This is a genomic window from Bacillus sp. NPDC094064 (genome assembly GCF_050279585.1).
Taxonomy (GTDB): Bacteria; Bacillota; Bacilli; order Bacillales; family Bacillaceae_G; genus Bacillus_A.
This window is the reverse complement of sequence record NZ_JBNNUI010000015.1, coordinates 38,185-63,490: the sequence shown is the minus strand read 5'-3', so window position 1 is coordinate 63,490 and position 25,306 is coordinate 38,185. Positions and strand designations below refer to the sequence as shown.

The 25,306-nt window shown below is 35.4% G+C and carries 25 protein-coding genes, 2 pseudogenes and 1 riboswitch; of the genes and pseudogenes, 14 read left to right on the top strand and 13 right to left on the bottom strand.

What is annotated here, in order from left to right:
• Positions 1-189: 189 nt before the first annotated feature.
• From ACQKNI_RS24855 to ACQKNI_RS24835, 5 genes are all read left to right on the top strand, one after another.
• The gene (locus tag ACQKNI_RS24855; RefSeq protein ID WP_098253239.1) at positions 190-1,626 is read left to right on the top strand and encodes an FAD-binding oxidoreductase; all 1,437 of its coding nucleotides are present in this window, start codon (positions 190-192) and stop codon (positions 1,624-1,626) included.
• Positions 1,623-2,156 carry an MFS transporter gene (locus ACQKNI_RS24850; protein ID WP_088232796.1) on the top strand — a complete coding sequence of 178 codons (534 nt, stop codon included), beginning with the start codon at positions 1,623-1,625 and terminating at the stop codon, positions 2,154-2,156. Before ACQKNI_RS24855 ends, ACQKNI_RS24850 begins: the two co-directional genes overlap by 4 nt.
• Positions 2,157-2,234: 78 nt before the next feature.
• The gene (locus ACQKNI_RS24845) at positions 2,235-3,956 is read left to right on the top strand and encodes a DUF3981 domain-containing protein (RefSeq protein WP_088232797.1); all 1,722 of its coding nucleotides are present in this window, start codon (positions 2,235-2,237) and stop codon (positions 3,954-3,956) included.
• A 119-nt stretch (positions 3,957-4,075) separates the two neighbouring features.
• Entirely contained in the window at positions 4,076-5,335 is a 1,260-nt protein-coding gene (locus tag ACQKNI_RS24840) for a multidrug effflux MFS transporter (protein ID WP_098253240.1), read from the top strand.
• Positions 5,336-5,595: 260 nt separating this feature from the next.
• Positions 5,596-6,102 carry a hypothetical protein gene (locus ACQKNI_RS24835; RefSeq protein WP_088232798.1) on the top strand — a complete coding sequence of 169 codons (507 nt, stop codon included), beginning with the start codon at positions 5,596-5,598 and terminating at the stop codon, positions 6,100-6,102.
• A gap of 18 nt (positions 6,103-6,120) precedes the next feature.
• Here the strand turns inward: ACQKNI_RS24835 and ACQKNI_RS24830 are convergent, their stop codons facing one another.
• Both ACQKNI_RS24830 and ACQKNI_RS24825 read right to left on the bottom strand, forming a co-directional pair.
• Positions 6,121-6,336, bottom strand: a complete 216-nt coding sequence (locus ACQKNI_RS24830) for a DUF3951 domain-containing protein (protein ID WP_098253241.1) — start codon at positions 6,334-6,336, stop codon at positions 6,121-6,123.
• A 183-nt stretch (positions 6,337-6,519) separates the two neighbouring features.
• Positions 6,520-6,987, bottom strand: coding sequence for a YusW family protein (locus tag ACQKNI_RS24825; protein WP_088232800.1), 468 nt, complete (start codon positions 6,985-6,987; stop codon positions 6,520-6,522).
• A 220-nt stretch (positions 6,988-7,207) separates the two neighbouring features.
• Between ACQKNI_RS24825 and ACQKNI_RS24820 the strand changes: the two are divergent.
• Positions 7,208-7,433 (top strand): annotated as a pseudogene (locus ACQKNI_RS24820) (hypothetical protein); the annotation flags it as partial.
• A gap of 79 nt (positions 7,434-7,512) precedes the next feature.
• Here the strand turns inward: ACQKNI_RS24820 and ACQKNI_RS24815 are convergent.
• The 7 genes from ACQKNI_RS24815 to modA all read right to left on the bottom strand — a co-directional run bounded on the left by ACQKNI_RS24815 (position 7,513) and on the right by modA (position 16,214).
• Entirely contained in the window at positions 7,513-9,153 is a 1,641-nt protein-coding gene (locus ACQKNI_RS24815; RefSeq protein WP_098253242.1) for a peptide ABC transporter substrate-binding protein, read from the bottom strand.
• Between the two features lie 534 nt (positions 9,154-9,687).
• Entirely contained in the window at positions 9,688-11,328 is a 1,641-nt protein-coding gene (locus tag ACQKNI_RS24810; protein ID WP_098841484.1) for a peptide ABC transporter substrate-binding protein, read from the bottom strand.
• 135 nt (positions 11,329-11,463) lie between these two features.
• A riboswitch (SAM riboswitch) is annotated at positions 11,464-11,568 on the bottom strand.
• A 152-nt stretch (positions 11,569-11,720) separates the two neighbouring features.
• Complete coding sequence (locus ACQKNI_RS24805; protein ID WP_098841483.1) at positions 11,721-12,554, bottom strand: aldo/keto reductase; 834 nt, start codon at positions 12,552-12,554, stop codon at positions 11,721-11,723.
• A gap of 1 nt (position 12,555) precedes the next feature.
• Entirely contained in the window at positions 12,556-13,359 is an 804-nt protein-coding gene (gene proC, locus ACQKNI_RS24800; RefSeq protein ID WP_098945785.1) for a pyrroline-5-carboxylate reductase, read from the bottom strand.
• A gap of 216 nt (positions 13,360-13,575) precedes the next feature.
• Positions 13,576-14,427, bottom strand: a complete 852-nt coding sequence (locus ACQKNI_RS24795; RefSeq protein ID WP_098253244.1) for a GRP family sugar transporter — start codon at positions 14,425-14,427, stop codon at positions 13,576-13,578.
• Positions 14,428-14,727: 300 nt separating this feature from the next.
• Complete coding sequence (gene modB, locus ACQKNI_RS24790) at positions 14,728-15,402, bottom strand: molybdate ABC transporter permease subunit (RefSeq protein ID WP_088232806.1); 675 nt, start codon at positions 15,400-15,402, stop codon at positions 14,728-14,730.
• A 5-nt stretch (positions 15,403-15,407) separates the two neighbouring features.
• Positions 15,408-16,214, bottom strand: coding sequence for a molybdate ABC transporter substrate-binding protein (gene modA, locus ACQKNI_RS24785; RefSeq protein WP_427282715.1), 807 nt, complete (start codon positions 16,212-16,214; stop codon positions 15,408-15,410).
• A gap of 134 nt (positions 16,215-16,348) precedes the next feature.
• Here modA and ACQKNI_RS24780 point away from each other — a divergent pair, with 134 nt between their 5' ends.
• The gene (locus ACQKNI_RS24780; protein ID WP_098357374.1) at positions 16,349-17,296 is read left to right on the top strand and encodes a substrate-binding domain-containing protein; all 948 of its coding nucleotides are present in this window, start codon (positions 16,349-16,351) and stop codon (positions 17,294-17,296) included.
• A 65-nt stretch (positions 17,297-17,361) separates the two neighbouring features.
• Here ACQKNI_RS24780 and ACQKNI_RS24775 read toward each other — a convergent pair whose 3' ends face one another.
• Both ACQKNI_RS24775 and ACQKNI_RS24770 read right to left on the bottom strand, forming a co-directional pair.
• Positions 17,362-17,463: a DUF3948 family protein gene (locus ACQKNI_RS24775; RefSeq protein WP_088232809.1), complete on the bottom strand. Its 102-nt coding sequence runs from the start codon at positions 17,461-17,463 to the stop codon at positions 17,362-17,364.
• Between the two features lie 254 nt (positions 17,464-17,717).
• A complete protein-coding gene (locus ACQKNI_RS24770) occupies positions 17,718-18,584 on the bottom strand; it encodes a LysR family transcriptional regulator (RefSeq protein ID WP_097903021.1) in 867 nt (288 codons plus the stop codon).
• A gap of 127 nt (positions 18,585-18,711) precedes the next feature.
• Between ACQKNI_RS24770 and ACQKNI_RS24765 the strand changes: the two genes are divergently transcribed.
• Entirely contained in the window at positions 18,712-19,680 is a 969-nt protein-coding gene (locus tag ACQKNI_RS24765) for a DMT family transporter (protein ID WP_427282714.1), read from the top strand.
• Positions 19,681-19,701: 21 nt separating this feature from the next.
• Complete coding sequence (locus tag ACQKNI_RS24760) at positions 19,702-19,842, top strand: YrzO family protein (protein ID WP_088232812.1); 141 nt, start codon at positions 19,702-19,704, stop codon at positions 19,840-19,842.
• Between the two features lie 70 nt (positions 19,843-19,912).
• On the opposite strand, the gene ACQKNI_RS24755 is transcribed toward ACQKNI_RS24760, so the two are convergent.
• Positions 19,913-20,008 carry a DUF3948 family protein gene (locus ACQKNI_RS24755; protein ID WP_001060006.1) on the bottom strand — a complete coding sequence of 32 codons (96 nt, stop codon included), beginning with the start codon at positions 20,006-20,008 and terminating at the stop codon, positions 19,913-19,915.
• Between the two features lie 211 nt (positions 20,009-20,219).
• Here ACQKNI_RS24755 and ACQKNI_RS24750 point away from each other — a divergent pair, with 211 nt between their 5' ends.
• Positions 20,220-20,825: a lysophospholipid acyltransferase family protein gene (locus ACQKNI_RS24750; protein WP_088232813.1), complete on the top strand. Its 606-nt coding sequence runs from the start codon at positions 20,220-20,222 to the stop codon at positions 20,823-20,825.
• Positions 20,826-20,887: 62 nt separating this feature from the next.
• Here ACQKNI_RS24750 and ACQKNI_RS24745 read toward each other — a convergent pair whose 3' ends face one another.
• Positions 20,888-20,983, bottom strand: a complete 96-nt coding sequence (locus ACQKNI_RS24745) for a DUF3948 family protein (RefSeq protein WP_001059999.1) — start codon at positions 20,981-20,983, stop codon at positions 20,888-20,890.
• A gap of 305 nt (positions 20,984-21,288) precedes the next feature.
• On the opposite strand from ACQKNI_RS24745, the gene ACQKNI_RS24740 reads away from it, so the two are divergent.
• The 4 genes and pseudogenes from ACQKNI_RS24740 to ACQKNI_RS24725 all read left to right on the top strand — a co-directional run bounded on the left by ACQKNI_RS24740 (position 21,289) and on the right by ACQKNI_RS24725 (position 25,250).
• Positions 21,289-22,266 (top strand): LacI family DNA-binding transcriptional regulator, encoded by a 978-nt coding sequence (locus ACQKNI_RS24740; RefSeq protein WP_088232814.1) that lies wholly within the window; start codon positions 21,289-21,291, stop codon positions 22,264-22,266.
• 770 nt (positions 22,267-23,036) lie between these two features.
• Positions 23,037-23,816: pseudogene (locus ACQKNI_RS24735) on the top strand (RNA-guided endonuclease InsQ/TnpB family protein); the annotation flags it as partial.
• Between the two features lie 149 nt (positions 23,817-23,965).
• A complete protein-coding gene (locus ACQKNI_RS24730; protein ID WP_088232816.1) occupies positions 23,966-24,295 on the top strand; it encodes a PH domain-containing protein in 330 nt (109 codons plus the stop codon).
• Between the two features lie 118 nt (positions 24,296-24,413).
• The gene (locus ACQKNI_RS24725; protein ID WP_088232817.1) at positions 24,414-25,250 is read left to right on the top strand and encodes a YitT family protein; all 837 of its coding nucleotides are present in this window, start codon (positions 24,414-24,416) and stop codon (positions 25,248-25,250) included.
• The last annotated feature ends 56 nt before the right edge of the window (positions 25,251-25,306 follow it).

Genomic DNA, 25,306 nt, shown 5'->3' with positions numbered 1-25,306 from the left:
AGTATTTCTTGAAACATGTTGTTATGAGAGGAATAAAGTTTGAGCCAATACAATTGCCAGCAGCAAAGTGATAGTCTTGATGAGGGAGGGACCTGAAATAAGTGGGCTCTCTCTTTTTTGTTAATACTTTCTTCTTAGGAAAATAGGTACAATATGAAGAGGAAGAATGTTAGAAGAGGAGAGTGCCATTTGAAAAAAAGAAAGATAGTAGTTGTCATTATAGCGTATACGGTGTTGTTAACAGCGTCTATACAGACGTATAAAAAACAACTCGATCATCCTATTATGAGTGATGTAGGTAAATTGCTTCCGACAAAAATAAAACGTGTTGAAAGTGCTACGGATGAACATTCGTTAATAAAATTAGTGCAAGATGCAAAGGTTTCAGGAGAGAAGATTTCCATTGCGGGTATGCAACATAGCCAAGGCGGACAGACGTATTATCCGAACGGTACGATGCTTGATATGAAAGGATATAACGAAATATTAGAGTTTGATCCGGAGAAAAAGAGGATTAGGGTACAAAGCGGTGTTACATGGAATGATATTCAAAAGAAAATAAATCCATATGGTCTTGCGGTTCAGGTGATGCAGTCTCAAAATATTTTTACGGTTGGTGGTTCATTAAGTGTAAATGTACATGGACGTGATATTCGTCATGAAGCATTGATTGATACAGTTGAATCATTTCGACTATTAATGGCAGATGGTACTGTACGTAATGTAAGTAGAGAAGAGAATGCGGATTTATTTCCCTATGTCATCGGTGGTTATGGGCTATTTGGTGTCATTTTAGATGTGACGCTGAATTTAACAGATGATGAATTATATGAAATGCACACGAGAATGATAGATTATAAAGAATATACGACGTATTTCAAAGAGAAGGTAAGAAAAGATGAAAATGTTCGTATGCACTTAGCGCGTATTTCTGTCGCTCCACATTCATTTTTAAGAGAAATGTATGTGACAGATTATGTATTGGTAGAAAATCAACAGAGGCTGGAAGAGTACAGTAAATTAAAAGAAGAAAATATTATAGCAGCACCGAAATTTTTGCTTGGATTATCACGTTATAGTGATTGGGGAAAGAATACATTTTGGGATATACAAAGAAGTTATTTTGAGCGTACAGATGGACAGTTTGAGACGCGGAATAATGTGATGAGATCAGATAGTGCTTTTATGGAATATGAAAATCCGAACCTTACAGAAGTGTTACAAGAATACTTTGTTCCTATAGGCTCCTTCACGGAATATATAGATGATTTACGTACCGTATTAAGTGAAGAGGAACTGAATTTACTCAATATCACGATCCGTTACGTGGAAAAGAATGAAAATGCAGTTTTATCCTATGCGAAAGATGATATGTTTGCGTTAGTTCTTTTAATTAATCAAGGGCGCTCTGAAGATGAAATAAAGAAAACAGAGGGTGTCATTCGAAAAATGATTGATGTTACATTAAAGCATAACGGTAGTTATTATTTGCCGTATTATTCTTATCCAACGAAAGAGCAGTTAAGGAGGGCATATCCTCGTATAGAAGAATTCCTTCAGAAGAAGAAGGACGTAGATCCAGAAGAGAGATTTATGAATTTATTTTATAGGGAGTATAAGAAATGACATATAGAAGATTTGTAGCCTCACAAAGTATCATTATGATGGCAGGAAGTATGGTATTTCCTTTTTACATTCTATTGCTTCGGAATGTCGGGAACAGCTTCTCACAGTTTGGATGGGCTTATGGCTTATTTGCTTTAACTGCAGCGCTTGTATATCCGTTAGTAGGAAAGGTGTCTGATAGAGTAGGCGATAGAAAATTATTAATCATATATGCTTGGTCTATGGCGATATTAATGCTTTGTTTCCCTATTGCCAGTGAAGTTTGGCATGTGTATATTCTTCAAATTGTAATGGGGATTTTAGGTGCCGTGCAGCGTAATACAGAGAAAACGTCGCTAGCAAGAAAGGTTGCACAGGAAAAGGCTGGTTATGAGATTGGGAAATATCATGTGTGGACATCAATTGGAGGCGCAATAGCAATTATTGCAACGGGGTATTTAGTAGACTTCTTTACAATTGGTACGATTTTTTATATTGCATCCATCTTATATGTAGTGAGTGGAGTTGTATTAAGTAGTAAAAAAGCATAATCATTCCCATTTTTACCTTATTAACCTTTATTTGTTATACTGAAAGGGAAAACAAAAGAAAAGGGGACATTGCCTTTGATGAAATTTTTAGTTTTAGCTATTCTCACTTTGTTTTTGATTCCATGGACACGAGGCGGTAGTAATAAACTTCGAGCGGTGGATAAGAAAGGGGATGAGAAGGTTGTAAAGGGTAAGAAATCATCTATTTTAGTTATTCCTATTTTATTTTGGATCGGTATAGCAATCTATGAATACCTTTGGCTAATTGATGATCGAGTAGATTCGATTCTTACTCATTATTCTGTTGCAGTAGCAATTTTAATTGGGCTTGTTTTATTTTCACAAGAGAAGGTAGGTAAGTTAGAGGGGACATTAAAAGGACTTCTCATGTTTGTTTTACTCGCAAGTTACGGCTATTTTGGTTATTTGCATGATATAGTAATCACGCAAAAGAAGTATGATTCTGTTGTTAAGGTAGAGAAAGAGATTTCAGAGCCATTTACTGAAAATGATCAGCCGTTTACAGTTCCGCCAAAAACTGCGGAGAATAAGATGAAAAAAGTATTTGGGGATATTCCGAAAGTTGCTTATTTTGAACTAGGAGAATTAACGCCACAAATGGTAGATGGCGAGGCTTTATATGTAGCGCCAATTGAAGTCTCAGGATTTTTTAAAGCGCGTAAAGCTGAGACGATTCCAGGGTACGTAACGATGTCAGGTACGAATCCTGATGCGGAAGCGAAACTGCATCTCGGTTATAAAATGAAGTATGTACCAAGCATGTTTTTCGGTAATAAATTAGAGCGTGTTGTACGACAAGCAGAACCAAATTTAATCTTTAAAGGGAAACCTAAATTCGAAGTTGACGATAAAGGAAAACCGTATTACACAATGACGTATGGTGAATTTATTTCAGGAAGATCAGGATTTGAGGTAGAGGGTGTTGTAGTAGTAGATGCACAAACAGGTGAGGTAAAAAGATACGATAAAGGAAAGGCACCTAAATTTGTTGATGGCGTATTAAATCACGAGACCGCATCTACGTTAAATACGTACTTCGGTAAATATATTCACGGATTTTGGAATACAAAATTCTCGCAAACTGATATGAAGATTCCAACTGAGTGGGGGACGAAAGAAGGAGTTACACCAATCTTCGGTAAGGATGGAACTCTATATTACTTTACCGATTTTACTTCTCCAAAAGAAGGAGTAGATTCTGCGTTAGGTTACTCACTTATTGATGCGCGTACAGGTAAGCTGTATTATTATAACGGAAAAGAAGTAAAAGGAATTATGGATGGTTCAGCCGCTTCAGAAGTAGTGGATAATTCCTTTAAAAGAGAGAAGTGGCATGGAACGATGCCGGTTATTTATAACGTGTATGGAAAACCTTCTTGGATTGTACCTGTTATTGATGACGGAGGATTAGTACGTGCTCATACTGTCATATATGCTTCTAATGCGAAAGTATTTGCAACAGGTTCGACGCAAAAAGAAGCACTGGAGAATTATAAAAATGCGCTGAGCGGAAGTGGAGATTCATTTAGACCGACTTCAAATGGAAAAGAAGCGCAAAAAGAAGGTATTGTACAACGAGTATATAAAGAAAAATCAGGTGAAAATACAATCGTGTACGTACTGTTAGAAAATGAACAAAAAGTATTTATGATACCTGTGAAGAAATTCCCATATGCTATGTTTACAGAAGTGGGAGATCCAATTCAAATCACATATTTAGATACAGGAGAGACTATGTCTTCCGTATCTAAATTTACGAATAGTAATTTGAAAAAGTAAAGCGATAGAATCTCTATCGCTTTTTTTTTACGGTATGAAACAGGAAAATGTACTATACTTGACGTATGTTTATGTTGTAACTATAATTGTTACGATTTAGTAGTTATGAGAAAGGGTGAATGGAAAAAGTGAATGGAGTTAACCACGAAATATATAAGCCTGTAAGGACAAACAGGTTATGGATGATTCTTGTACTAGGGACACTTACGGCGATTGGACCATTATCTATTGATATGTATTTGCCTTCTTTACCGAAATTAACAGATGATTTACAAACGGGTGCATCCCTTGCGCAGCTTACATTGACAGCTTGCTTGCTTGGGCTTTCAGTAGGACAATTATTTGTCGGTTCCATTAGTGATATTTACGGAAGGCGCAAACCTCTTATTATTGCTCTTATTATTTATGTAGCTTCTTCTTTACTTTGTGCTGTTGCACCATCTATTTGGAGTTTAGTGCTTTTACGTTTCTTACAAGGTGCTTCAGGGTCTGCTGGTATCGTTATATCACGTGCAATGGTACGTGATATGTACTCAGGTTCTGAAATGACGAAATTCTTCTCGCTTCTCATGTTAGTAAACGGAGCAGCACCTATTTTGGCACCGATTATCGGGGGACAATTGTTACAGTTTACAACATGGCGCGGTGTCTTTATCGTTCTTGGAGCAATTAGTATATTCATGCTACTATCAGCGACGTTCGTATTACGTGAAACATTACCCCCTGAAGAAAGAGAGACAGGTGGTCTGTCAGGAACATTGGCAACATACGGAAAGCTTCTGAAAGATCGTTTGTTTATGGGATATGCATTGTCACAAGGCTTAGTAACGGCGGCAATGTTTGCGTACATTTCGGGATCACCATTTGTGTTGCAAAATATATACGGAGCATCCCCACAGCAGTTTAGTTTGTTCTTTGCGATTAACGGTATTGGTATTATTATTGCTAGCCAAGTTACGGGGCGTTTAGCAGGAAAAGTGAATGAGAAAACATTATTTGTTTCTGGTATTATTATTGCGGCGGTTGGTGGTATATCTCTACTACTTACAATCGCACTTGGAATAGGATTAATTGGTGTGTTATGTTCGTTATTCCTTGTTGTATCAAGTGTTGGGGTTGTATCAACAACTGGTTTCTCTTTAGCGATGAGAAATCAAAAGCAAGCAGCAGGAACAGCATCTGCGTTATTAGGTTTATTACAGTTCATTTCAGGAGCACTTGTAGCGCCGCTGGTAGGTATTGGTGGAAGTAATACAGCATTGCCGATGGGTGTTGTGATAGCTCTTTGTGAAATTGGTGCTGTACTATGTTATTTATTTATGGCAAGAAGAAGTGAAAAGCAGTTTGAACTGCAACAAAAACAAAATGTAGAGGCTTAATAAAAAAGAGTTGATTCAAAGGAAATATTTGAATCAACTCTTTTTTTATTTTTTGAAATAACTTCTACCCATTTGTAAGTTGATAGAGTAAAGTGATGCAAAAGTTATTTGCATAAAGTGACGATACTGTGACAAAAATGTTGGTATATACATTACGATAGCGTCTTAAGTGTAAAAAGTAGGATGTTCTCGGTATAATAACAAGTGGAGATAAAAGAAACTATAATGAGTAGTAGCTGTAGATAAAAGGAGAGTTAAAGATGAAGAAGGTTTTGGGTGTTGCTGTAATGGGAAGTATGATCCTTCTAGCGGGATGTAATGGAAATAAAGATACGAAAGAACCACAAGAAAAAGTAGAGCAGCAATCTACTGAACAAACAGAAGAGATGAAAGAATACAGTGCAGTACATGAAAAATATGATTTGAAAATGAATAAAGAAATCAATAAAGCATTACAGTTATTTGAAGTGGCAAAAGAAAAAGGCGGTAAGGAAATAACGAATGCTACATATAAAGAAGACGTGCAAAAAGTAACAACGAGCATGTTAGAAGATATTGATAATATACGTAAAGAAATTCGTGTTCCAAAGTCGAAAGAGGAAGAACATGAGTTATATGTTGGTTTCTTAAACGAATCGGAACAAGCGATGAAAAAATTACAGAAGCTAGCTAAAGAAGAAGATTCATCGTTGATTCGTGATATAGAAATTAATTTTGCAACAGCATCAACATACTATAAACGTTTTCAAACAGAAGCGAAAAAATAACCTTGCGCATGCGCAAGGTTATTTTTTCTTCTTCCCATCACCGTCTTCATCTTCACATACTAACACTTTCTGCTCTTCGTGAAATTCGGAAATAGTTTGTCCGGTAATATTATCGAAGGGGGTGTAAAAAGAAGTAATACTTTTCTTTTTAATGAAGAGTTTGTAGAACCCGATGATGACAAGTATGACGATTGTTAATGGTAATCCTATAGTAGCTAGAAGTAAAGGATCCATCATGTAACTCCTTTAATATAATTTTTTTTATTATAAGTGAAAACTGAGATTTTTAATAAATAATAGCATTAAAAACAGATCCTAAAGAGTTAATTACGAACGGACCGTTCACGTTAAAAGAATGGGAGCATAGCCAAGCAATTACCGTATAAAAAATAAAGAAGTAGGCAATCGCCTACTTCTTTATTTTATTTCTCTTTTATATTCTTTTTTCGTTCCATCAGAGAAGACAACTTCTAAATCGAATTTTTGATAGTCTTTATCAAGTTTGAACACGTTTATTACTTGATCGATTACTTCTTGGTCAGGAGTATCTTTATCAAATTTTAATTCTTGTAGAAGTGGGCTTAATTTTGTAATAGCCTCATCACCTGTGAACTTTGCATTTGTTTTATGGTCTTCAAGCTTTGCTTCCATTTTTTTATCAGCTGCTACATTTTTATAATCAGCTTCGTAGTCTTTCTTCGTATCTTGATAGTCTGCATCTAAACTAAATTCATTAAAGTTTAGTTTTAAGTCTGCAGGAGCCTCATTTTTTGCTTCTTCAGTCGTTTTCTTATCAGAAGTTGCCTCTTCTTTTGCAGGAGCTTTACATCCTGTTAATGCAGGTACTAGCATAAGAGCTAATAAAAGGGATAGTAGAGTTCTCATTATAAATTCCTCCTTATGTAAATTCGTTCTATACAAGTTTTTCCAAAAAATATGTAATTATGTATGTGTTAACAATAAATTGTTTTCTTATGGCTTCAAGGGTTAATTCGTAATTTAAATCAAAAATGATTTGTGCGTATGTGGATACATGAAAAAAGTTTTTAAAACAATCTGGTGGTAGGTGCGTTAGCGTTCAAACATGTAAGTTTAGGTGCAATAGGTACCACATGAGATGCTTTCTAAAACATATCAAACAATCGGCGAATTATTTCCCACAACATATGCAGTAAATGGCTATTATACAATAATATTTTTGGTAGTTAGTTTAGAGAGAAATATTATTTCATTATTAGTTATTATATTGGTTACACAATCAGTAGCAGTGATTACTTAGCTATAAAAGAATGGTAAAGGGAAGAAGAAGCTCTGTAGTTAAAGAGGCATAAAAAATGCACCTCCAATTGTTAGACCGTGTCTAACAATTGGGGTGCACTTCACAATTGGATACCTTTTTTATGGCACTTATTATTTTGCAACTTCTGTCCACTTGTAGTTAAATTCACCGCCAAAGTCAGTTGTTACAAGTCCCTTAATGAAAGAGCGTTGTAAGTAAGAACGACCTTGTTGGTATAAAGGAGCGACAGCACCGTCTTGTAATAAGATTTTTTCAGCTTGCTTCATTGCTTCAAAGCGTGCTTTTTCATCACCAGCTAAATCTGTTTTCACTTTATGAATTAGCTCGTCGTACTCTTTGTTAGAGTATTTATCGAAGTTATAAGCACTATCTGTTGTAAATAAATCTAAGAATGTAATTGGGTCAGCGAAGTCAGGGCCCCAGCCATCAATTCCGATTTCGTAATCACCACTTAATAGTAGCTTCAACTGTTGTTTACGTGGTTGTGGTTTTAAATTCACTGTTAAGCCATCTAGGTTCTTTTCTAGTTCACCTTTTAAATATTCACCAGTCTTTTTAGCTAAAGCATTATCACTAGTTAATAGTTCGATTGTTACTTTGTCAGTACCAAGTTCTTGTTTCGCTTTTTTCCAGTTTTCTTTCGCTGTTTTCACATCATCTTTGACAAGGTTTCCGTTTTCTTTACGGAAGTCATTGCCTTCTGGACTTTTTGCGAATTTCGCAGGCACCATTCCTTCAGCTGGAACAGCACCGTTATTTAAAATTGTTTCTACGTACGCTTTTTTATTCATCGCGCCGTTAATAGCAAGGCGTGCATGTTGATTTTTTAATGTTTCATTTTTTTGATTTAGTCGTAAAAATTGAATGCCGACTTCAGCACGTTCCTTGAAGTTTGGATCACCCTTATATTTATCAACAAACTCCGCAGTTAAAGCAACACGATCAATTTGTCCTGAATCATATAAGTTCACCTCTGTAGACTTATCTTTCACGACATTGAAGTTGATTTCTTCTAATTTTACCGTTTTAGCATCCCAATAGTTAGGGTTTTTCTTGAGCTGGAAGCTTTGTTCATGTTTCCAGTTATCTAATGTGAAAGCACCGTTGTAAATTAAATGATTTGTTTCTAAACCGTATTTATCACCTTGAGATTTTAAGTACTCTTCATTAATTGGTAAGAATGTTGCGAATGTCGTTAAGCTTAAGAAGTAAGGAACAGGACGATCTAGTTGTACTTCTAAAGTTTTGTCATCAAGAGCTTTAATACCTAATTGATCAACTGGTAATTGTTTTTGGTTTATTTGTTTCGCATTCTTTATATCGAAGAATAGGAATGCATATTCAGCAGCTGTTTCAGGATTTACAGCACGTTGCCAAGCGAAGGCAAAGTCCTTTGCTGTAACAGGAGTGCCGTTTGACCATTTCGAATCGCGAAGATGGAATGTGTATTTTGTTTTATCAGGGCTAATGTCAACCGACTCAGCAACGCCAGGAATAGGCTTATTATCTTCTCCCATTGCATATAAACCTTCAAAAACATTACGCATTACGTTCATGGATTCCCCATCCGTTGCTTTTGCAACATCCATCGTTGGAATTTCTGAAGCAAATGATAAGTTAATTGCTTGTTTATCGGGTGCTTTATCGTTTGCTTTCGCTCCGCTTGCATTATCTTTATTTCCCCCACAAGCAGTTAGTAGTAGACTTGCCCCTAAAACAGATGCAACAACAGGTACGACTTTTTTCTTCATTGTTCTTTCCTCCCTAAATGTGTTGTTCGTAACGTCATAATGTCCATGTCTTGAAGTAGCTATAGAAGGAGATAAAACCTATTATGAATATTTTTTTATAGGTAATCAGGTATTCTATATGTATATACGTGTTGAACTATAATCTGACGTTATATGTTTCAACGTAGTAGACATTATATTTTGATGGTGAAATATTTCGTTTCTTTGATTATTTAGAATATTAACACTATAAATAACTATATGTCAATAATAAAAACAGAATGTTAATTTCTCGAAATAATATATTAAAAAAGTAGATTTTCGTGCATTAAGGGACCTGCTTTTAATGCATTTTACGCAAAAATAATTAGTATGGTGGAATAACGCTGGTTAAAGTTGCAATTTATCCCGCATTAATGGATAGTAAGCCCCTCACCTCAAAATTCAGCGAAAGCAAAGACGTTAGGTGGGGGATCAACTGCCCGTAAAAGCCCGATTGATTCAACTAATAATCAGTGGGTGATGAACAAAACCCCCACTGATTAAAGTTTCACTTTATTTTTCGATTTTTGCCCATTTGAAGTTTAATTGACCTGCAAAGTCTACTTGCACAATTCCTTTCACATAAGAACGTTCTAAATAAGATTCACCTTTTTGGTAAAGAGGAGCGATAACAGAGTCTTTAAATAATATTTTTTCGGATGCTAGTAATGCATCAAAGCGTGCTTTTTCATCACCAGCTAAAGTCGTTTTTACTTTTTCAATTGTGTCATCGAATTCTTTATTAGAGTAGTGATCTAAGTTATAAGGGTTGTTCGTTGTAAATAGTTCAAGGAATGTAATTGGGTCCGCAAAGTCAGGGCTCCAACCGTCAATTCCAATTTCGTAGTCACCTTTTAATAAAAGTGAAACTTGTTGCTTACGCGGTTGCGGTTTTATATTTACTGTTAATCCATCTAAATTCTTTTCAAGCTGTCCTTTTAGGAACTCACCAGTTTTCTTCTCAAGGTCACCATCACTTGTTAATAATTCTAACGTTATTTTTTCAGATCCAAGTTCTTGTTTTGCCTTTTTCCATAATTCTTGTGCCGATTTTGTATCAACCTTTGTTAAATCGCCGTTTGCAACGCGGAAGTCTGTTCCGTCAGGTCCTTTTGCAAAGTTTTTTGGTACGAGACCAAAGGTTGGTGTAGAGCCATCATTTAATAATGTATTTACAAAGGATTTTCTATCAATAGTTTGATCAATTGCTTGGCGTGCAGAAACGTTTTGTAGCACTTTGTTTTGTTGATTCATACGTAAAAATTGTACGCCTACGTTCGGACGTTCTTTGAAGTTAGCATCCTTTTTATATTTATCCACGAAATCAGATGTTAGTTTGATACGGTCTAATTGTTTGGACTCAAATAAGTTCACTTCTGTTGATTTTTCTTTTACGACATTAAAATTGATTTCTTCCAGTTTGACATTATCTTTATCCCAATAGGTAGAGTTTTTCTTGAATTTAAAGCTTTGTTCGTGCTTCCAATCGCTTAGTGTAAAAGCTCCGTTGTACAAGAGTGTATTATCTTCTAAAGCGTACTTATCACCTTGTGCTTTAAAGAATTCCTCGTTAATTGGTAGAAATGTTGGGAACGCTGTTAAGCTAATAAAATACGGAACAGGACGCTCTAATTCTACCTCAAACGTATGGTCATCAATTGCTTTTACACCAAGTTGTTCGGCTGGAAGTTCTTTGTTGTTAATTTTTGTTGCGTTTTTAATATCAAAGAATAGAAATGCATATTCAGAGGCTGTTGTTGGATCGACAGCTCTTTGCCAAGCGAAGACAAAATCTTTCGCGGTAACAGGAGTGCCGTTTGACCATTTTGAATCTCGTAAATGGAATGTGTATTTCGTTTTATCGCCACTTACTTCATGAGATTTTGCAACACCAGGAACAGGTTTATTACCTTCACCAAGATTATACAAACCTTCAAATACGTTTCTCATTACTTGGCCAGAATCAGTATCTGTAGCACGAGCTGTATCCATTGTTCGTATTTCAGTAGGGGAAGATAAGTTTAAAACTTGTTTACTAGGTGCCTCGTCTTTTGCATTTGCTCCGCTTGCTTCGTTTTTATAACTACCGCAACCAGTTAATAAAATACTTACTCCTACAACTGATGCAATACCGGGTACAAACTTCTTTTTCATTTGATTTTCCTCCTAAATAATTAATAAGTTTGGATGATGATGAGGGAAATGAAAAACAAAAAATCCCTCTTTTCAGATCGAGAAAGAGGGATTTTTACGTACAAGTTATGCACCCGTATATAAACGAAGTCCCTCATTCTATCTTTCAAGCATAAAGCTTGCAGGAAGTGGCACAGTATTCAAAATGAACCTGCTGCCGAGGTTTCAAAGGGCCAGTCCCTCCACCTCTCTTGATACAATGAGTAAACGAATAAATTTTATTAATTTTTGTGTTTCTTTGATAATTCAAAATCTTACACCTCGGATAATAAAGTGTCAACCTAATGAAATATAGTTTAAATTTTCAGTTTTCTTTAACAGAAAAACCACTGCATATGGCAGTGGTTTTTCTACTAGAAGTTAAAGTTATCTGGATCTGGACCAACGCGATGATTTTCATTTAAAGCTTGAATTGCTTTCATATCATCAGTACTTAATTCAAAATCGAATATATTTGCATTTTCAATAATGCGATGTTCTTTAATTGATTTAGGAATTGTTACAACTTCATTTTGTAAATCCCAACGTAAAATAATTTGTGCAGTTGATTTATTATATTTTGTCGCAATTTCTTGTAATGTTGGGTTATCCAGTAGTTGTCCTTGCATTAATGGTGACCAAGCTTCAAGCTGGATGTTATGTTCTTTACAGAAAGTGTGTAATTCTTCTTGAGCTAAACGTGGGTGGTATTCTACTTGGTTGACCATTGGTTTAATTTCAGCGATTTCAAATACATCTTGCAAATGATGAATGTGGAAATTACTCACACCGATAGCGCGAACACGGCCATCTTTATAAAGCTTTTCTAATGCTTTCCATGATTCAGTATATTTCCCTTTTACAGGCCAATGTACTAAATATAAATCTAAATATTCTAGACCTAATTTTTCTAATGTAGTTTCAAATGCTTGAAGTGTTGTTTCATAGCCTTGATCGCTATTCCACACTTTTGATGTAATGAATAATTCTTCACGTGAAACACCTGATTCACGAATCGCTTGTCCAACGCCTTCTTCGTTTTGATAGATTGCTGCAGTATCGATGCTGCGGTATCCATTTTTAATAGCTGCTTTTACAGAATCAATTACTTCTGAACCATCTTCTACTTTAAAAACGCCTAAACCGAACCAAGGCATTTTCACACCATTATGAAGTGTTGTATAGTCTTTTAAACTTGTTAAACTCATATTATTTCCCCCTAGCTTTTTTATTTGTTGCTTCAACTGCTTGTTGGATTGCCTCCGAAAAATTATATTCATATAAAGTTTTGAGCCCTTCAGCTGTGGAACCACCTGGTGTTGTTACTTGTTCGCGGAGGTTAGCTGGATCTTGTGTTTGTTCAAGCATAGAAGCAGAGCCAGAAATCATTTGAATGACAAGGTGTTTTGCAGTTGCTTCATCGACTCCATAACTCTTTGTTGCTTCAATTAAGCTTTCAGCAAAGTAATAAAGGAAGGCTGGTGCACTTCCAGTAACTGCAGTAAGTTGATGCACTTCTTCCTCAGTGCAAAGTTGCGAAGTACCAATGCCTCTTAGAAGCAGTTGCAGGGTTTCTTGATGCATCTCATTTACTGATTGTCCCATTGTATATAAGGAGATAGACTTGCCAATTTCAGCAGCTGTATTAGGCATGATCCAAGCAACAGGTGTTCCTTTTGGAAGTCTTTCTTCTAAATAAGATGGGCCAATGCCAGCAGCTACCGTTACGACAAGTTGATTCGATAGTAACGGAGATAATTCCACTAATAATTCTTCATGTGCAGAAGGTGGCATTGCTAAAACAATCGTATCAACAGATGTAACATGTTGCTTCCAATCTGTTGTAATAGACACATTATATTGTTCTTGTAATTGTTCTAGCTTTTCTACGTTGCTTCGGTTAGAAACGATAATTTCTTCGATGTATTCTTTGCTTGTTTTCAGTAATCCGGAAAATATAGCTTCTGCCATACGACCAGCACCAATAAATAAAATTCGATGTTTATTAGGCATGTCCTTTATTCCTTTCTGATGAGAATATGTTATAAAAAACGATACCATTTTTAAGAGATTTTTGTAAAAAGAAAAGGCTTATAGAGAAAAGAATGAAATTGGAGGGAGGAGAAGTGAGGCAAAAAGGGCTATAGAGATTGTTATATTTGAAAAATAGTTGTTTGCAATGAAAAATCCCTGAAGCATAACTGCTTCAGGGATTGATAAATTATAAACTTATGCTTTCGTCATACCAAGTAATACAGCGCCGCCGATAATTAAAACACTACCTAGTGCAATAAAGATCAATTGACGTTTTGTTTTCTTTTCACCTAAGAAGACAATCGCACCGAAAGTTGAGATAACGATACCAGTTTGAGACAATGGGAAGCTTGTTGCTACTCCAACACGTGGTAAGGAAAGAAGTAAGAATAAGTTTCCTGTTCCCCATAGTAAACCAGACAAAGCATTACGAATTGCATATTTGTTAAATGGTTTATGTTTAGATGTCAGTACAACTGCACCGACAAACATACCAACTGCCTGTGGTAAAATAGCAGACCAACCATCAATGTTATACCAACGAATAATAATTACATATACAAGATAGCCGAAAGTAGAAACAATTAAAGTAAGAAGTCCTTTTTTCAATTGTCCTGGTGGCTGTGCATTTTCTTTATCATCTAATGATGTGAATACAACACCAACTACGATTAATAGGATTGCAATCGTTCCCAGAACAATCGTTGTTGTAGTAGTCCACTCATGGAAAGCGATAACTCCAAAAATAGAAGTTGCAACAAGTTGCATACCAGTAGAAATTGTTACAGTAGTAGAAACACCTAGCTTTTCAACTGTTTTTAATTGGTTCACTTGTCCTAAAGCCCAGAATAAACCTGAAATAAAGCCAACAATCAAGACTGTCATTGTTAAAGTTGGTTGAGTAAATACATACATAATTGTTGCGAAGAATAGAGCACCGATTGTCATACCTACCGTTTGGCTATATGCACCACCGCCCATTTTTACGCTTACTAATAAGATGTTTCCCCATGCAATCGCAGGAAGAAGCGCTAATAAAATGTCCATTACAAGACTCCCTTCATTTCACTATACCAATATAATTACATATCGTTCTAACGATCGGTAATGCACCACTAATAGAGTAGAAGATTACCGATCGCTAAAACAGGATGAAGAACTTACGATATAAATGCGTTTTCATTTCTTCAATTTTTGAAACACCTCCATATAATAACAGGAAATTGCCTATTTTAGAAAGTAAATTCAAATAAAATGTATATTTGAATAAAAAGTAAAATTCAGTTATTTCCTATCCCAATATTTTATTTCCTAAGAAATAAAGAAGCAGCTTCGAAAAAAGCTGCTTTAGGAAGTGGTGATGCGCTTATTAATCAGTTGAATACATAATAAGAATAGAAGTGACATGCTAATCGTTATAATTACAAGTGTCCAAGCGAGTTGCATATTACTTGCATCAATAGCCATATAAATTGCAGTTGGGATTGTCTGTGTTTTACCAGGAATGTTCCCAGCAAACATGAGTGTAGCACCAAATTCACCAAGTGCACGAACGAAGCTCAAAATCATCCCGCTTAGTAATGCAGGAAATGCAAGCGGAAGTGTAACGTGTAGGAAAACTTGATATTCACTAGCGCCAAGGTCACGAGCGCTCTCTTCAATTTGTACATTCGCAATAGAAAACCCTGTCTTCGCTGATTGGTACATAAGCGGAAATGCAACAACCGTAGAAGCGATGATAGCAGCAGTAGATGTGAACATAATGGACTGCTGAAATAATGATTCAATCCACTTTCCGATCGGGCTATTATTTCCGAAAATGATAATGAGAAAAAAGCCAATTACAGTTGGTGGAAGTACCATTGGTAACAAGAAAATAGTTTCTAGTATTACTTTATATCTCCAGGAGGAGCGTGCTAGCGCCCGCCCGATAATCGTTCCTAAAATTGTAACGATTATTGTGGCGCATGCAGCTACTTGCAAAGATAGAAAGATTGGTGACAAAATAGCATCAAAGTTCATTGGACTTATGACAGGACTGTAAATCCATATTTCTTAAAGATAGATTGCGCATTTTTTGACTGCAAATACTCATAAAATGAATTCGCCTCTTTCTTATGCTTAGACTCTTTTATAACCCCTAAAGGATAGTGGATTGGCTCATGAGAGGAAGCTGTTGCTTTCTCGCCAATCTTTACTTTGTCTGAAATGAGGGCATCTGTTTTGTATACAATACCAGCATCAACATTGCCTGTTTCTACATATGTTAACACTTGGCGAACATCTTTTGTAAATACGACTTTATTTTGAATGTCATTCCAAAGGTTTTCATGTGTAAGAGAAGCCTTTGCGTATTTTCCTGCAGGTACAGATTCGGGTGTACCAAGTGCAATTTTTTTGATTTTCTCATCTTTTAAATCTTGAAATTTTGTAAGAGAACTATCTTTTGGAACGACTAGAACTAGTTCGTTTCCAAGAAGGTTTTTCTCTTCTTTTTCATCAATGAAGCCTTTTTTAACAAGGGTTTGGAATTTATCTTCTGCTGCAGAGAAGAATAAATCGGCAGGCGCACCTTGTTCAATTTGTTGTTGAAGTGCACCAGAAGCACCGAAGTTAAAAGAAAGTTGAATATTTGGCTCTTTTTCTTTATATTGTTTTTCAATTTCTTTTAATGCATCTTGTAAGCTTGCAGCAGCTGAGATAGTCAGCTCGACTGTTTTTTCTTCTTTAGCAATTGATTTCTCTTTCTTATCTCCGTTTGTACATGCAACACTAAATATAAGAAGAAAAGAAAGTATAAGTGCCCCGATGGATCGCAATGTAAACTTGTTCATAAAAAAATCCCCTTTTGTTTTAATATAATTAATTATAACTAAATATAATTAATTATAACTAGTTATAATTGAATATAATTTGAACGATGTAGTTGTTTTTAAAATATAGGAGAAATATTCTTTTCTTTGTTACAATGAAGAAAGAAAGTGAGGAATCGTCTATGGATCATCATTCCTACACAACGGAAGAGGTAGCAAAGCGATTAAAAGTATCAAAACTAACTGTATACGACTTAATTAAAAAAGGTGAACTGCCTTCTTATAGGGTTGGTAGACAGATGCGCATTGATGCAGCGGATTTAGAACAATATATAAAGCAAATGAAAACAGGGAAGGTACAAGCTACTCCTGTAAAAAACGATGGTAATCGTATCTCGAATACATGTATTATTAGCGGACAAGAACTAACGCTAGATATGTTGGCAAAGCGTATAGAAAATCGTCTGCTAAATTCTAATATATTGCGGGCATATCAAGGTAGTTTAACGAGTCTAGTGAAAATGTATCAAGGTGAAGGCAGTATCGTTAGCTTGCATTTATTTGATGGCGAAACGGGTACGTATAATGTGCCTTATGTAAAACGTATTTTGGTGGGACAGCCATGTATTATGATTAATTTATTAGCAAGAAATGTTGGGTTTTATGTGCAAAAGGGGAACCCGAAGAAAATAAAGACATGGGCTGACATATCTCAATCTGCTATCAGATTTGTAAATCGAGAAAAAGGTTCTGGTATTAGGGTATTAGTGGATGAGCAATTGCGAATTCAAAAATTAAATAAAGAACATATTAGCGGATATGAACGAGAAGAATCGAATCATCTTGGTGTTGCCTCGCAAGTTGCGAATGGGAAAGCTGATGTTGGGGTAGGATCAGAAAAGTTTTCGCAAATTGTAAATGTAGATTTTATTCCAATCATGAAAGAGCAGTATGATTTAGTAATTTTGAAGAATAAAGAAAATGAAGAGCTTATCGAAGTTGTGAAAGAAATTCTGCAATCGGAAGAATTTCATAATGAATTAAAAGCAATTGGTGGATATGATATGACGAAAACAGGTCAAATTATATATGAAACAAACTAAAAAGCTGCTTGTCTATAAGACGAGCAGCTTTCTCTATATATAAAGGGGTTTGGGGAAACGAATTGTTAAACAAGACTTTGAGCAAGTGCGTAAATGAAAGCTGTAAGAAGAGTTGCTCCACTTGCAAGGCCTATAAAGTCTGATTTGTTGAATGTAATGTTGTTCATCATGATCTCTCCTTATTTGTTTAATGTAGTTGCAACAGATTTTGCATCAACAAGTGCGGATAGCACCATGCCCATTGTATTTAAAAATTTGTTTGATTTCATATTGTTCATTATGCGTATCCGCTCCTTTTCGAATTGTTGTTGCCCTGCTTATGTCTTAATTATAGGAAATATGGTCACCTGCAACTATCGAATTAGCTTACGAAAGACTTACACTTTTGTAAGAAAAAAAGACATTCCTGTAAGAATGTCTTTTAAAGCAAATTAATGTGATGATGCTCTTTAATTGTTTTTAAAAAGCTTCGCATCGAATTGGTCATGTAACTATCTTTACGACGTATGAAAACTGTTGAAATGCTGCCGTATTTCTCGGGAATTGGATGGCAGTGTACTTTACCTGCTGTAGAAAGGTGTTGCACCGCAGACTGGGGAACGAGTGTAATCCCAAGACCGAGTGCTACACTATTTAATATAGTTTCTAATATGTTAAATTCCATAATTCTTTTTGGTAGTAAACCTTCATCTTTAAGCCATCGTTCTAGTTTGGAACGGTAGCCACATCCTTGATTAAAAACGAGTAGGGGCGTTGTTGTAAATTCTTCTATATGAAAAGCTTTATTTTGTGTTACAAGCATTAATTTTTCTGTACTAACATCGTATTGTTCGATTAGTGGATGTTTAATAGGACCTGATATAAAGGCACCATCTAATTGGTGATCAAGTACTTCTCTAATAAGTCCTTCCGTTAGACCAGCTTGTAATGATAAATCGACATTTGGATAGCTTTTATAGTAAGAAGACAAAATGGTAGGTAATGTACTTACTGTTTCGACTGTACCGATTTTTAATATACCAGATGGTGTTTCACTATCTAAAAATACTTGTTTTAGCTCTTCAACATCTTGCAAAATTTTATTAACATAAACGAGCATTTTCCTTCCTTCAGCTGTTAAAGTCATGCCTCGTTTATGACGATAAAAGAGCGGTGTTTTTAGCTCGTTCTCTAATTGTTTAATACGTGCTGTTACATTTGATTGTACGTAATTTAATTCCTTTGCGGCGTTACTGGCACTACCGTATTCAGCGACGCTTTGGAAGATTTGTAAGTCTCTTAATTCCATATTACGATCCCCCTTGATGTTAACTATCATTATAAATGATAGTTAACATCATTTTGAATCATTTTACGTGATATATTTTTTCTTTTACAATTCTCTTTGTGCAAATAGAAAGAAGAGGAGGATTGTGGTGAGAAGAGGTCAAATGATAATAGGCGCTTTGGCGTGTTTAATAGCAAGTATGTCATGGGGAGCGATGTTTCCAGTTGCTGATCATGCACTAGAATACATAGATCCATTTTATTTTTCACTTATTCGCTATGGAGCAGTGGCGATAGTACTGATTGTATTATTATTAATGAAAGAAGGAAAACAGGCATTTCGTTTAGAGGGAAGAGGAAAGTTGCTCGTCTTTTTTGGAACGATGGCGTTTACTGTATATAATGTACTCGTATTTTTAGGTCAAATGTTAATGGGGAAATCAGGTGTAATGGTAGCATCCATTATGGAAGCACTTATGCCGATGATTTCTATTTGTATTTTATGGGGATATAAGCATATAAAACCGAAAAAGTATATGATAACGAGCATGATTATTGCTTTTGTAGGAGCTGTGTTTGTTATTACGAAAGGTGACATGAGTTTCTTTTTAACATTGAAAGATAACATGTTTTCATTAGCATTTATATTTATTGGTGTTATAGGTTGGGTTATTTATACGATGGGTGGTCAAACGTGTAGCGATTGGTCAACATTACGCTATTCTACGTTGACGTGTGTATTTGGTACAACTGTCACAGGAATAATAACGGTAATTATTACGGCGCTTGGATATGTTTCAGTTCCGAGTATAGAAACGATTTCTATTGTGAAATATGATTTATTATTTATGATGACATTACCAGGTATCGTAGCGTTACTTGCTTGGAATTATGGTGTGAAAGTTTTATCGTCTATTAATGGGATTTTATTTATTAATTTTGTACCCATTACGACTTTAGTTATTATGATGATGCAAGGATATCAAATAACAACGTTTGATATTGCAGGAACTTTACTTGTTATTGCAGCACTTATTCGCAATAACGTTTGTCAAAGAAAAGAAGAAAATATAAATAAACAGGTTTTACAAGAAGAGCAATTACGCCAAGCTGTTTAATAGGTAATTGGAGGATTTCGCATGTTAGAAAGTTTATTGTTTTTCTTTGCTGCCGGAGTTGCTTGCGAGCTTGCAGCTATTAATCGAAATGGTCGTAAAAATATAAAACAACAAGCTGAACTGATACAGCTTTTAAAAGAATTAAAGGAAAGAAAAATGTAAAAAGACGACCGGGCATAGACGGTCGTCTTTTCTATTACTATTTATATAAAGGGGAAAGGGGACACAAAGTTTATATAAGCGTAGCAGCGTAAATAAAAGCAGTAAGAAGAAGGGAGCCGCTAGCTAATCCTAAAAAATCTAATTTGTTAAAAGTGATGTTATTCATAATACATTCTCCTTACTTGTTTCTTTCTGACTTAATTATATGAAATATTGCAAGAAGTAACTATCGAATTAGCTTACAAGAAAATTACACTTTTGTAAGAATTGAAATGTAACAATTAATACTTAAAATTGTTACCAACTCCTAAAACTTAGTGTTATAATTGTTGTAAGAAAATGATTATAATTCGGATATTCAGAAAGGAACGAAACAAATGTATAAACCAATTACATTTTTGTTGAAATATATATTTAAAACGGCTGGGAAAGTAGAAGTGCAAGGGAGAGAGAAGTTACCAGAAGGTGGCCCGTATGTTGTTGCGTGTACGCATACAAGTTTTATGGATGTGCTAATGTTAGCGACAGGAATGTATCCGACTGAGATTCATTACATGGCAAAAAAAGAATTGTTTGAAGGGAAATTTAAAAATTGGTTCTTTAAAAATGTAAATGCATTCCCTGTAGATCGTGCGAATCCAGGGCCGAGTACACTCAAAATTCCATCACGGCTATTAAAAGAAGGAAAAGTGGTAGGGATTTTTCCGAGTGGGACGAGATCATCAGAAGATGTTTCATTAAAAGCTGGGGCTGTTACGATTGCGCTGCGTTCTAACGTTCCATTAGTGCCGGCAGCTTATATTGGTCCATCAAGTGTGAAAGAATTAATAAAAGGGAAAAAGGCGCAATTAATTTTTGGTGATCCAATTCAAATTGATGCTGGAGAACAAATAGATCGGAAAACAGCTATGAATATGATGACGGATCAATTAAATGAGAAGTTTGAGGAGCTAAAGGAAGTTTTGCAGTCGAATCAAAAATAAGAAAAGACGACCGGGCATAGGCGGTCGTCTTTTTCTATATAAAGGGGAAAGGGGACACAAAGTTATACAAGCGTAGCAGCGTAAATAAAAGCAGTAAGAAGAATCGAGCCGCTAGCTAGTCCTAAAAAATCTAATTTGTTAAAAGTGATGTTATTCATCATACATTCTCCTTACTTGTTTAATGTTGAAGCAACAGATTTTGCATCAATAAGAGCGGATAATACCATACCCATTGTGTGTAAGAAATTGTTTGATTTCATATTGTTCATCATATAAATCCGCTCCTTTTTGAATGGTTGTTGCCCTGTTTCTGACTTAATTGTATGAAATATTGCGGAGAGTCACTATCGAATTAGCTTACAGGAAAATTACACTTTTGTAAGAAAAACGAATGAAGGTGTAATGATAAGAGGATTTGACATATGTTCATAGGATTCATTAAGTTAAAAAGAGAGGTGAGTGTATGGCTAATATTAAAGATATTGCAAAGATGGCTGGGGTTTCAGTTACAACTGTTTCGAGGGTACTAAATGATCATCCATACGTAAGTGAAGAAAAAAGGAAAGTTGTTTTAGAAATAGTTGAGCAATTGAATTACTCACAAAACGCAAATGCTGTTCATTTATCGAAAGGGAAAACGAATATTGTTGGTGTGATTTTACCGTATATTAATCATCCGTGTTTTGATGCGATGGTGGGCGGAATGATGGAGGTTGCGTTAGCTCGTAACTATAAGGTGCTACTTTGCCAAACAAACTATAATAAAAAAGAAGAAATGAAAAGTTTACATATGTTAAAAACAAAACAATTGGATGGTCTCATTATTTGTTCTCGTGCGAATGATTGGGAAACGGTAGAGCCGTATGCTTCCTACGGGACAATTGTTGCTTGTGAAGATAATGATATTTCAAATATCTCAAGTGTATATACGAATCATTCGGCGGCCTTTCAATTCGGAATGAATTATTTGATTGAGAAAGGTTATAAAAAAATTGGTTATTGTACAGGAAGGAAATTAGGACCGAGTAGTCAAAAGCGTTTTGATGTTTATAAACAGCAATTGCAATCTATAGATGAAGAAGTTAATGAAGAATGGATTTTTACAGAATGTTTTACGTTAGAAGATGGTGTGAGAGCTGCTCATAAGTTAAAGGGGATGCAGGATCTTCCTGAAGCGTTAATAGTGGCGGGAGATGAAGTTGCGATTGGGGTTATGACAGAAGCTGAAAAATTGGGTATTCAGGTTCCTGAGGATTTAGCGATCATTGGCTTTGATAATCAACCCATTTCACAAGTGTTGCAACTTACAACTATTGATCAAAATTTAAAGGAGATAGGTAAAAAGGCCTTTGAAATGTTTTATAGGCAAATAAGTGATGAAAGTTCTAAACAAGAAAAAGTGGAAATTCCATATGAACTTGTGGAACGTTCTACCGTTTAGTTTTAATCCGTTATGTGTATAATCGCATAACGGATTATTTTTTTGAAATATCTTTGACAGGAAACGCGTTTCATAATTTATAAAGGAATTAAACCGGTCTGTAATAATCCATGGATTCTTTTCAAAAATAGTATTTGGAGGGTAACTAACTGTTACGATTTATTTAACCAATTATAACGAAAGTTAATTAAATATATCAGTAAGCCCTGCTAGTCAAGTGATTGGCTAGTAGTGAGGGGTAACTGCGGGCAATCCCTAAAGCTGATTGAACTACAACGTGGCTAGAAATAGCGAGCGTGAATGTTGCGAAAGCAGAAAAAATCAATCAGATCGTGCAAGGTTAAATCCTAAACATTAGAACAATGGGTCTTCCGCCTCGAATCATCTAAGTCAAAATGGATAAGATGAACGTTCAACGACTATCTCGTATAACTGACGAGAGTACATCACAGGCCTATGGTGGTGGAAAAATCCTCTATCTCTAAAGAGATAAACATATAGTCTGCGCTCATGTGAAAACAGGAGAAGTTCATAAGAGAACTGGCTAAGGAATTGCGCCCTTAGTTGAACGAGATACATTTAATTAAATCTATCAAACCTCATTGAACCTATCGAACATATGTGCTAAATTAGATTCAATGAGATAAGAATAATAATGAAATTTTTACGAGTTAGTCAAGTATCAGAATTAACAGGTTTGCATCCGAGTAGTCTCAGGAGAATGCTGGTGGAACACGCTACGATTCAGAAGAACAAATCTTTCATTAAAGGAAAGACTGGTTATAGGAAAGAAAGTAGTTCATATTCAGTCCATTGGAGAAGTGAAAACAAGCCAACAACTACCAAGAAACAAAAAAACATCCAATCCAAGAGTTACATTTGACGGTCGTTACTGGTGGATTAGTGTAGGGTTCCAAGAAGACTTTGAATCCCAAGAACTAACCGATGAGTCGATTGGTGTGGATGTTGGTTTAAAAGATCTTTTTGTAGCTTCTAATGGCATGAAAGAACGAAATATAAACAAAGATGCCAAGGTTAAAAAACTTTTGAAAAGGAAAAAATCAGCGCAAAGAGATATGTCTAGGAGATTTAAAAAAGGTGTAAAAATTCAATCTGCCGGATATGAAAAAGCGAAAACTGAGCACCTGCGGTTATCTAGGAAAATTACGAATATCCGAAATAACCATATCCATCAAGCAACAGCTAAATTGGTGAAAACCAAACCAATGAGGATTGTTGTGGAAGACTTATCTATTTCAAACCTGTTAAAAAACAAAAAACTATCGAAAGCATTTTCATTTCAAAAATTAAACTTCTTCTTTCAATGTTTGTCATACAAGTGCGAGAAGTACGGCATTGCGTATGTAAAAGCTGATAAATGGTTCGCTTCAAGCAAGATTTGCTCATGTTGCGGCGTTAAATACGGCCATTCAGTTCAACCAGAAGGACAGTGGAGTGTAAAGATTCGTGAATGGCGTTGTGCTTCATGCAATAGTTATCACGATAGGGATGTAAATGCTGCGATAAATTTATCAAGATGGGTAAAATAAATGCTTGATAATAGGAGGTAACGATACTGCCTCGTGTGGAGTGTTATACCCCTCGTCCCTTTGGGGCTGCGAGAACACGATGAAGCACTAACTTGTATAAATTTGATTGAATTGTATAGATTTAGTTAAGTTTATCGTATCGGATATGCATGAATGAACTTTTATTGAGTATGAAAAAGTATGTAGAGGACGATGAAAAGGTTTTGGCTTTTTTAGTAGGGATATTTGAGAAGGATAATTTTACGTTATCGTATCAATATGGGATTTTTGTTGCCACTACTAGACGTCTCCTGTTTTACGGGAAATTTCCGTACTATCCTTCAACATTTAAAGAGTACTCATATTTGCATATAGATAGCATAGATTTTCATCCGTACTTTGAGTTTACGTGTAATCATGAAATGGTTAGAGCTAAGCATATTCAGAGAGGGAATGTGGAGCGATTTGTCCGTATAGTTAGAGCAAATATGAATAATTAATCATCCCTTTGTTTAAACATAATATCTTGGTCTTTATGAGGGAAAATGAGGAATAAAAACCACTTCTAAACCTCTAGGAGATAGTGATACAATGTCAAATGGGGGGAGGGTATGAACTATGGTTAATCAACGTATAAAGGAAATAACACTAATTACAATTGGTTCATTATTATTCGCAATTGGTATTAATTATTTTGCAATTCCAAACCGTTTATCAGAGGGTGGCATTATTGGTGTAACGGTTGTTACGTATTATTTATTTGGTTGGTCGCCAGGGGTTGTGAATTTTGCTATAAATGCAGTTTTACTGGCTATTGGCTATAAATTTTTTGATAAGAAAACGATGGTTTATACAATTTTAGGGATTGTAGAAACATCTTTGTTTTTATATGTTACAGAACATATTGAGTATCATGTGAATAGTGATACGTTATTAGCGGCACTATTTGCTGGTGTGTTTGTCGGTGTCGGGTTAGGCTGTATGTTCAAAGCTGGAGGTACATCAGGAGGATCGGCAATTTTAGCACAGTTAGCAAATCAATATTTAGGTTGGAGCGTTGGTAAAGGTGTACTTATTATTGATATTGTTGTAATTGCTGGTTCTGTATTTATAATAGGACAAGAAAAAGCAATGTATACGCTTGTTGCTGTATTCATCGGAGCGAAAGTGATTGATTTCATTGTAGAAGGAATGGATACAAAAACGGCTGTTACGATTATTTCGAATCAACCAGACTTGATCCGCGAGGCGATTACGAAAAGCATGACACGTGGCGTCACTGTATTGGAAGGGCGCGGCGGATATACAGGTAGAAATAAAGAAGTGTTATATGTTGTTATAAATAAACAAGAACTTGTTAGATTAAAGCAAGTTATTAGTCGAGTAGATGAAGATGCTTTCGTTGTTATCCACGACGTACGTGATGTACTTGGCGGTGGCTTTAAAGCAAGCTAAAAGATGAACGAATAAATTCGTTCATCTTTTTTTATTACAAAAATGTAAGGGTAATG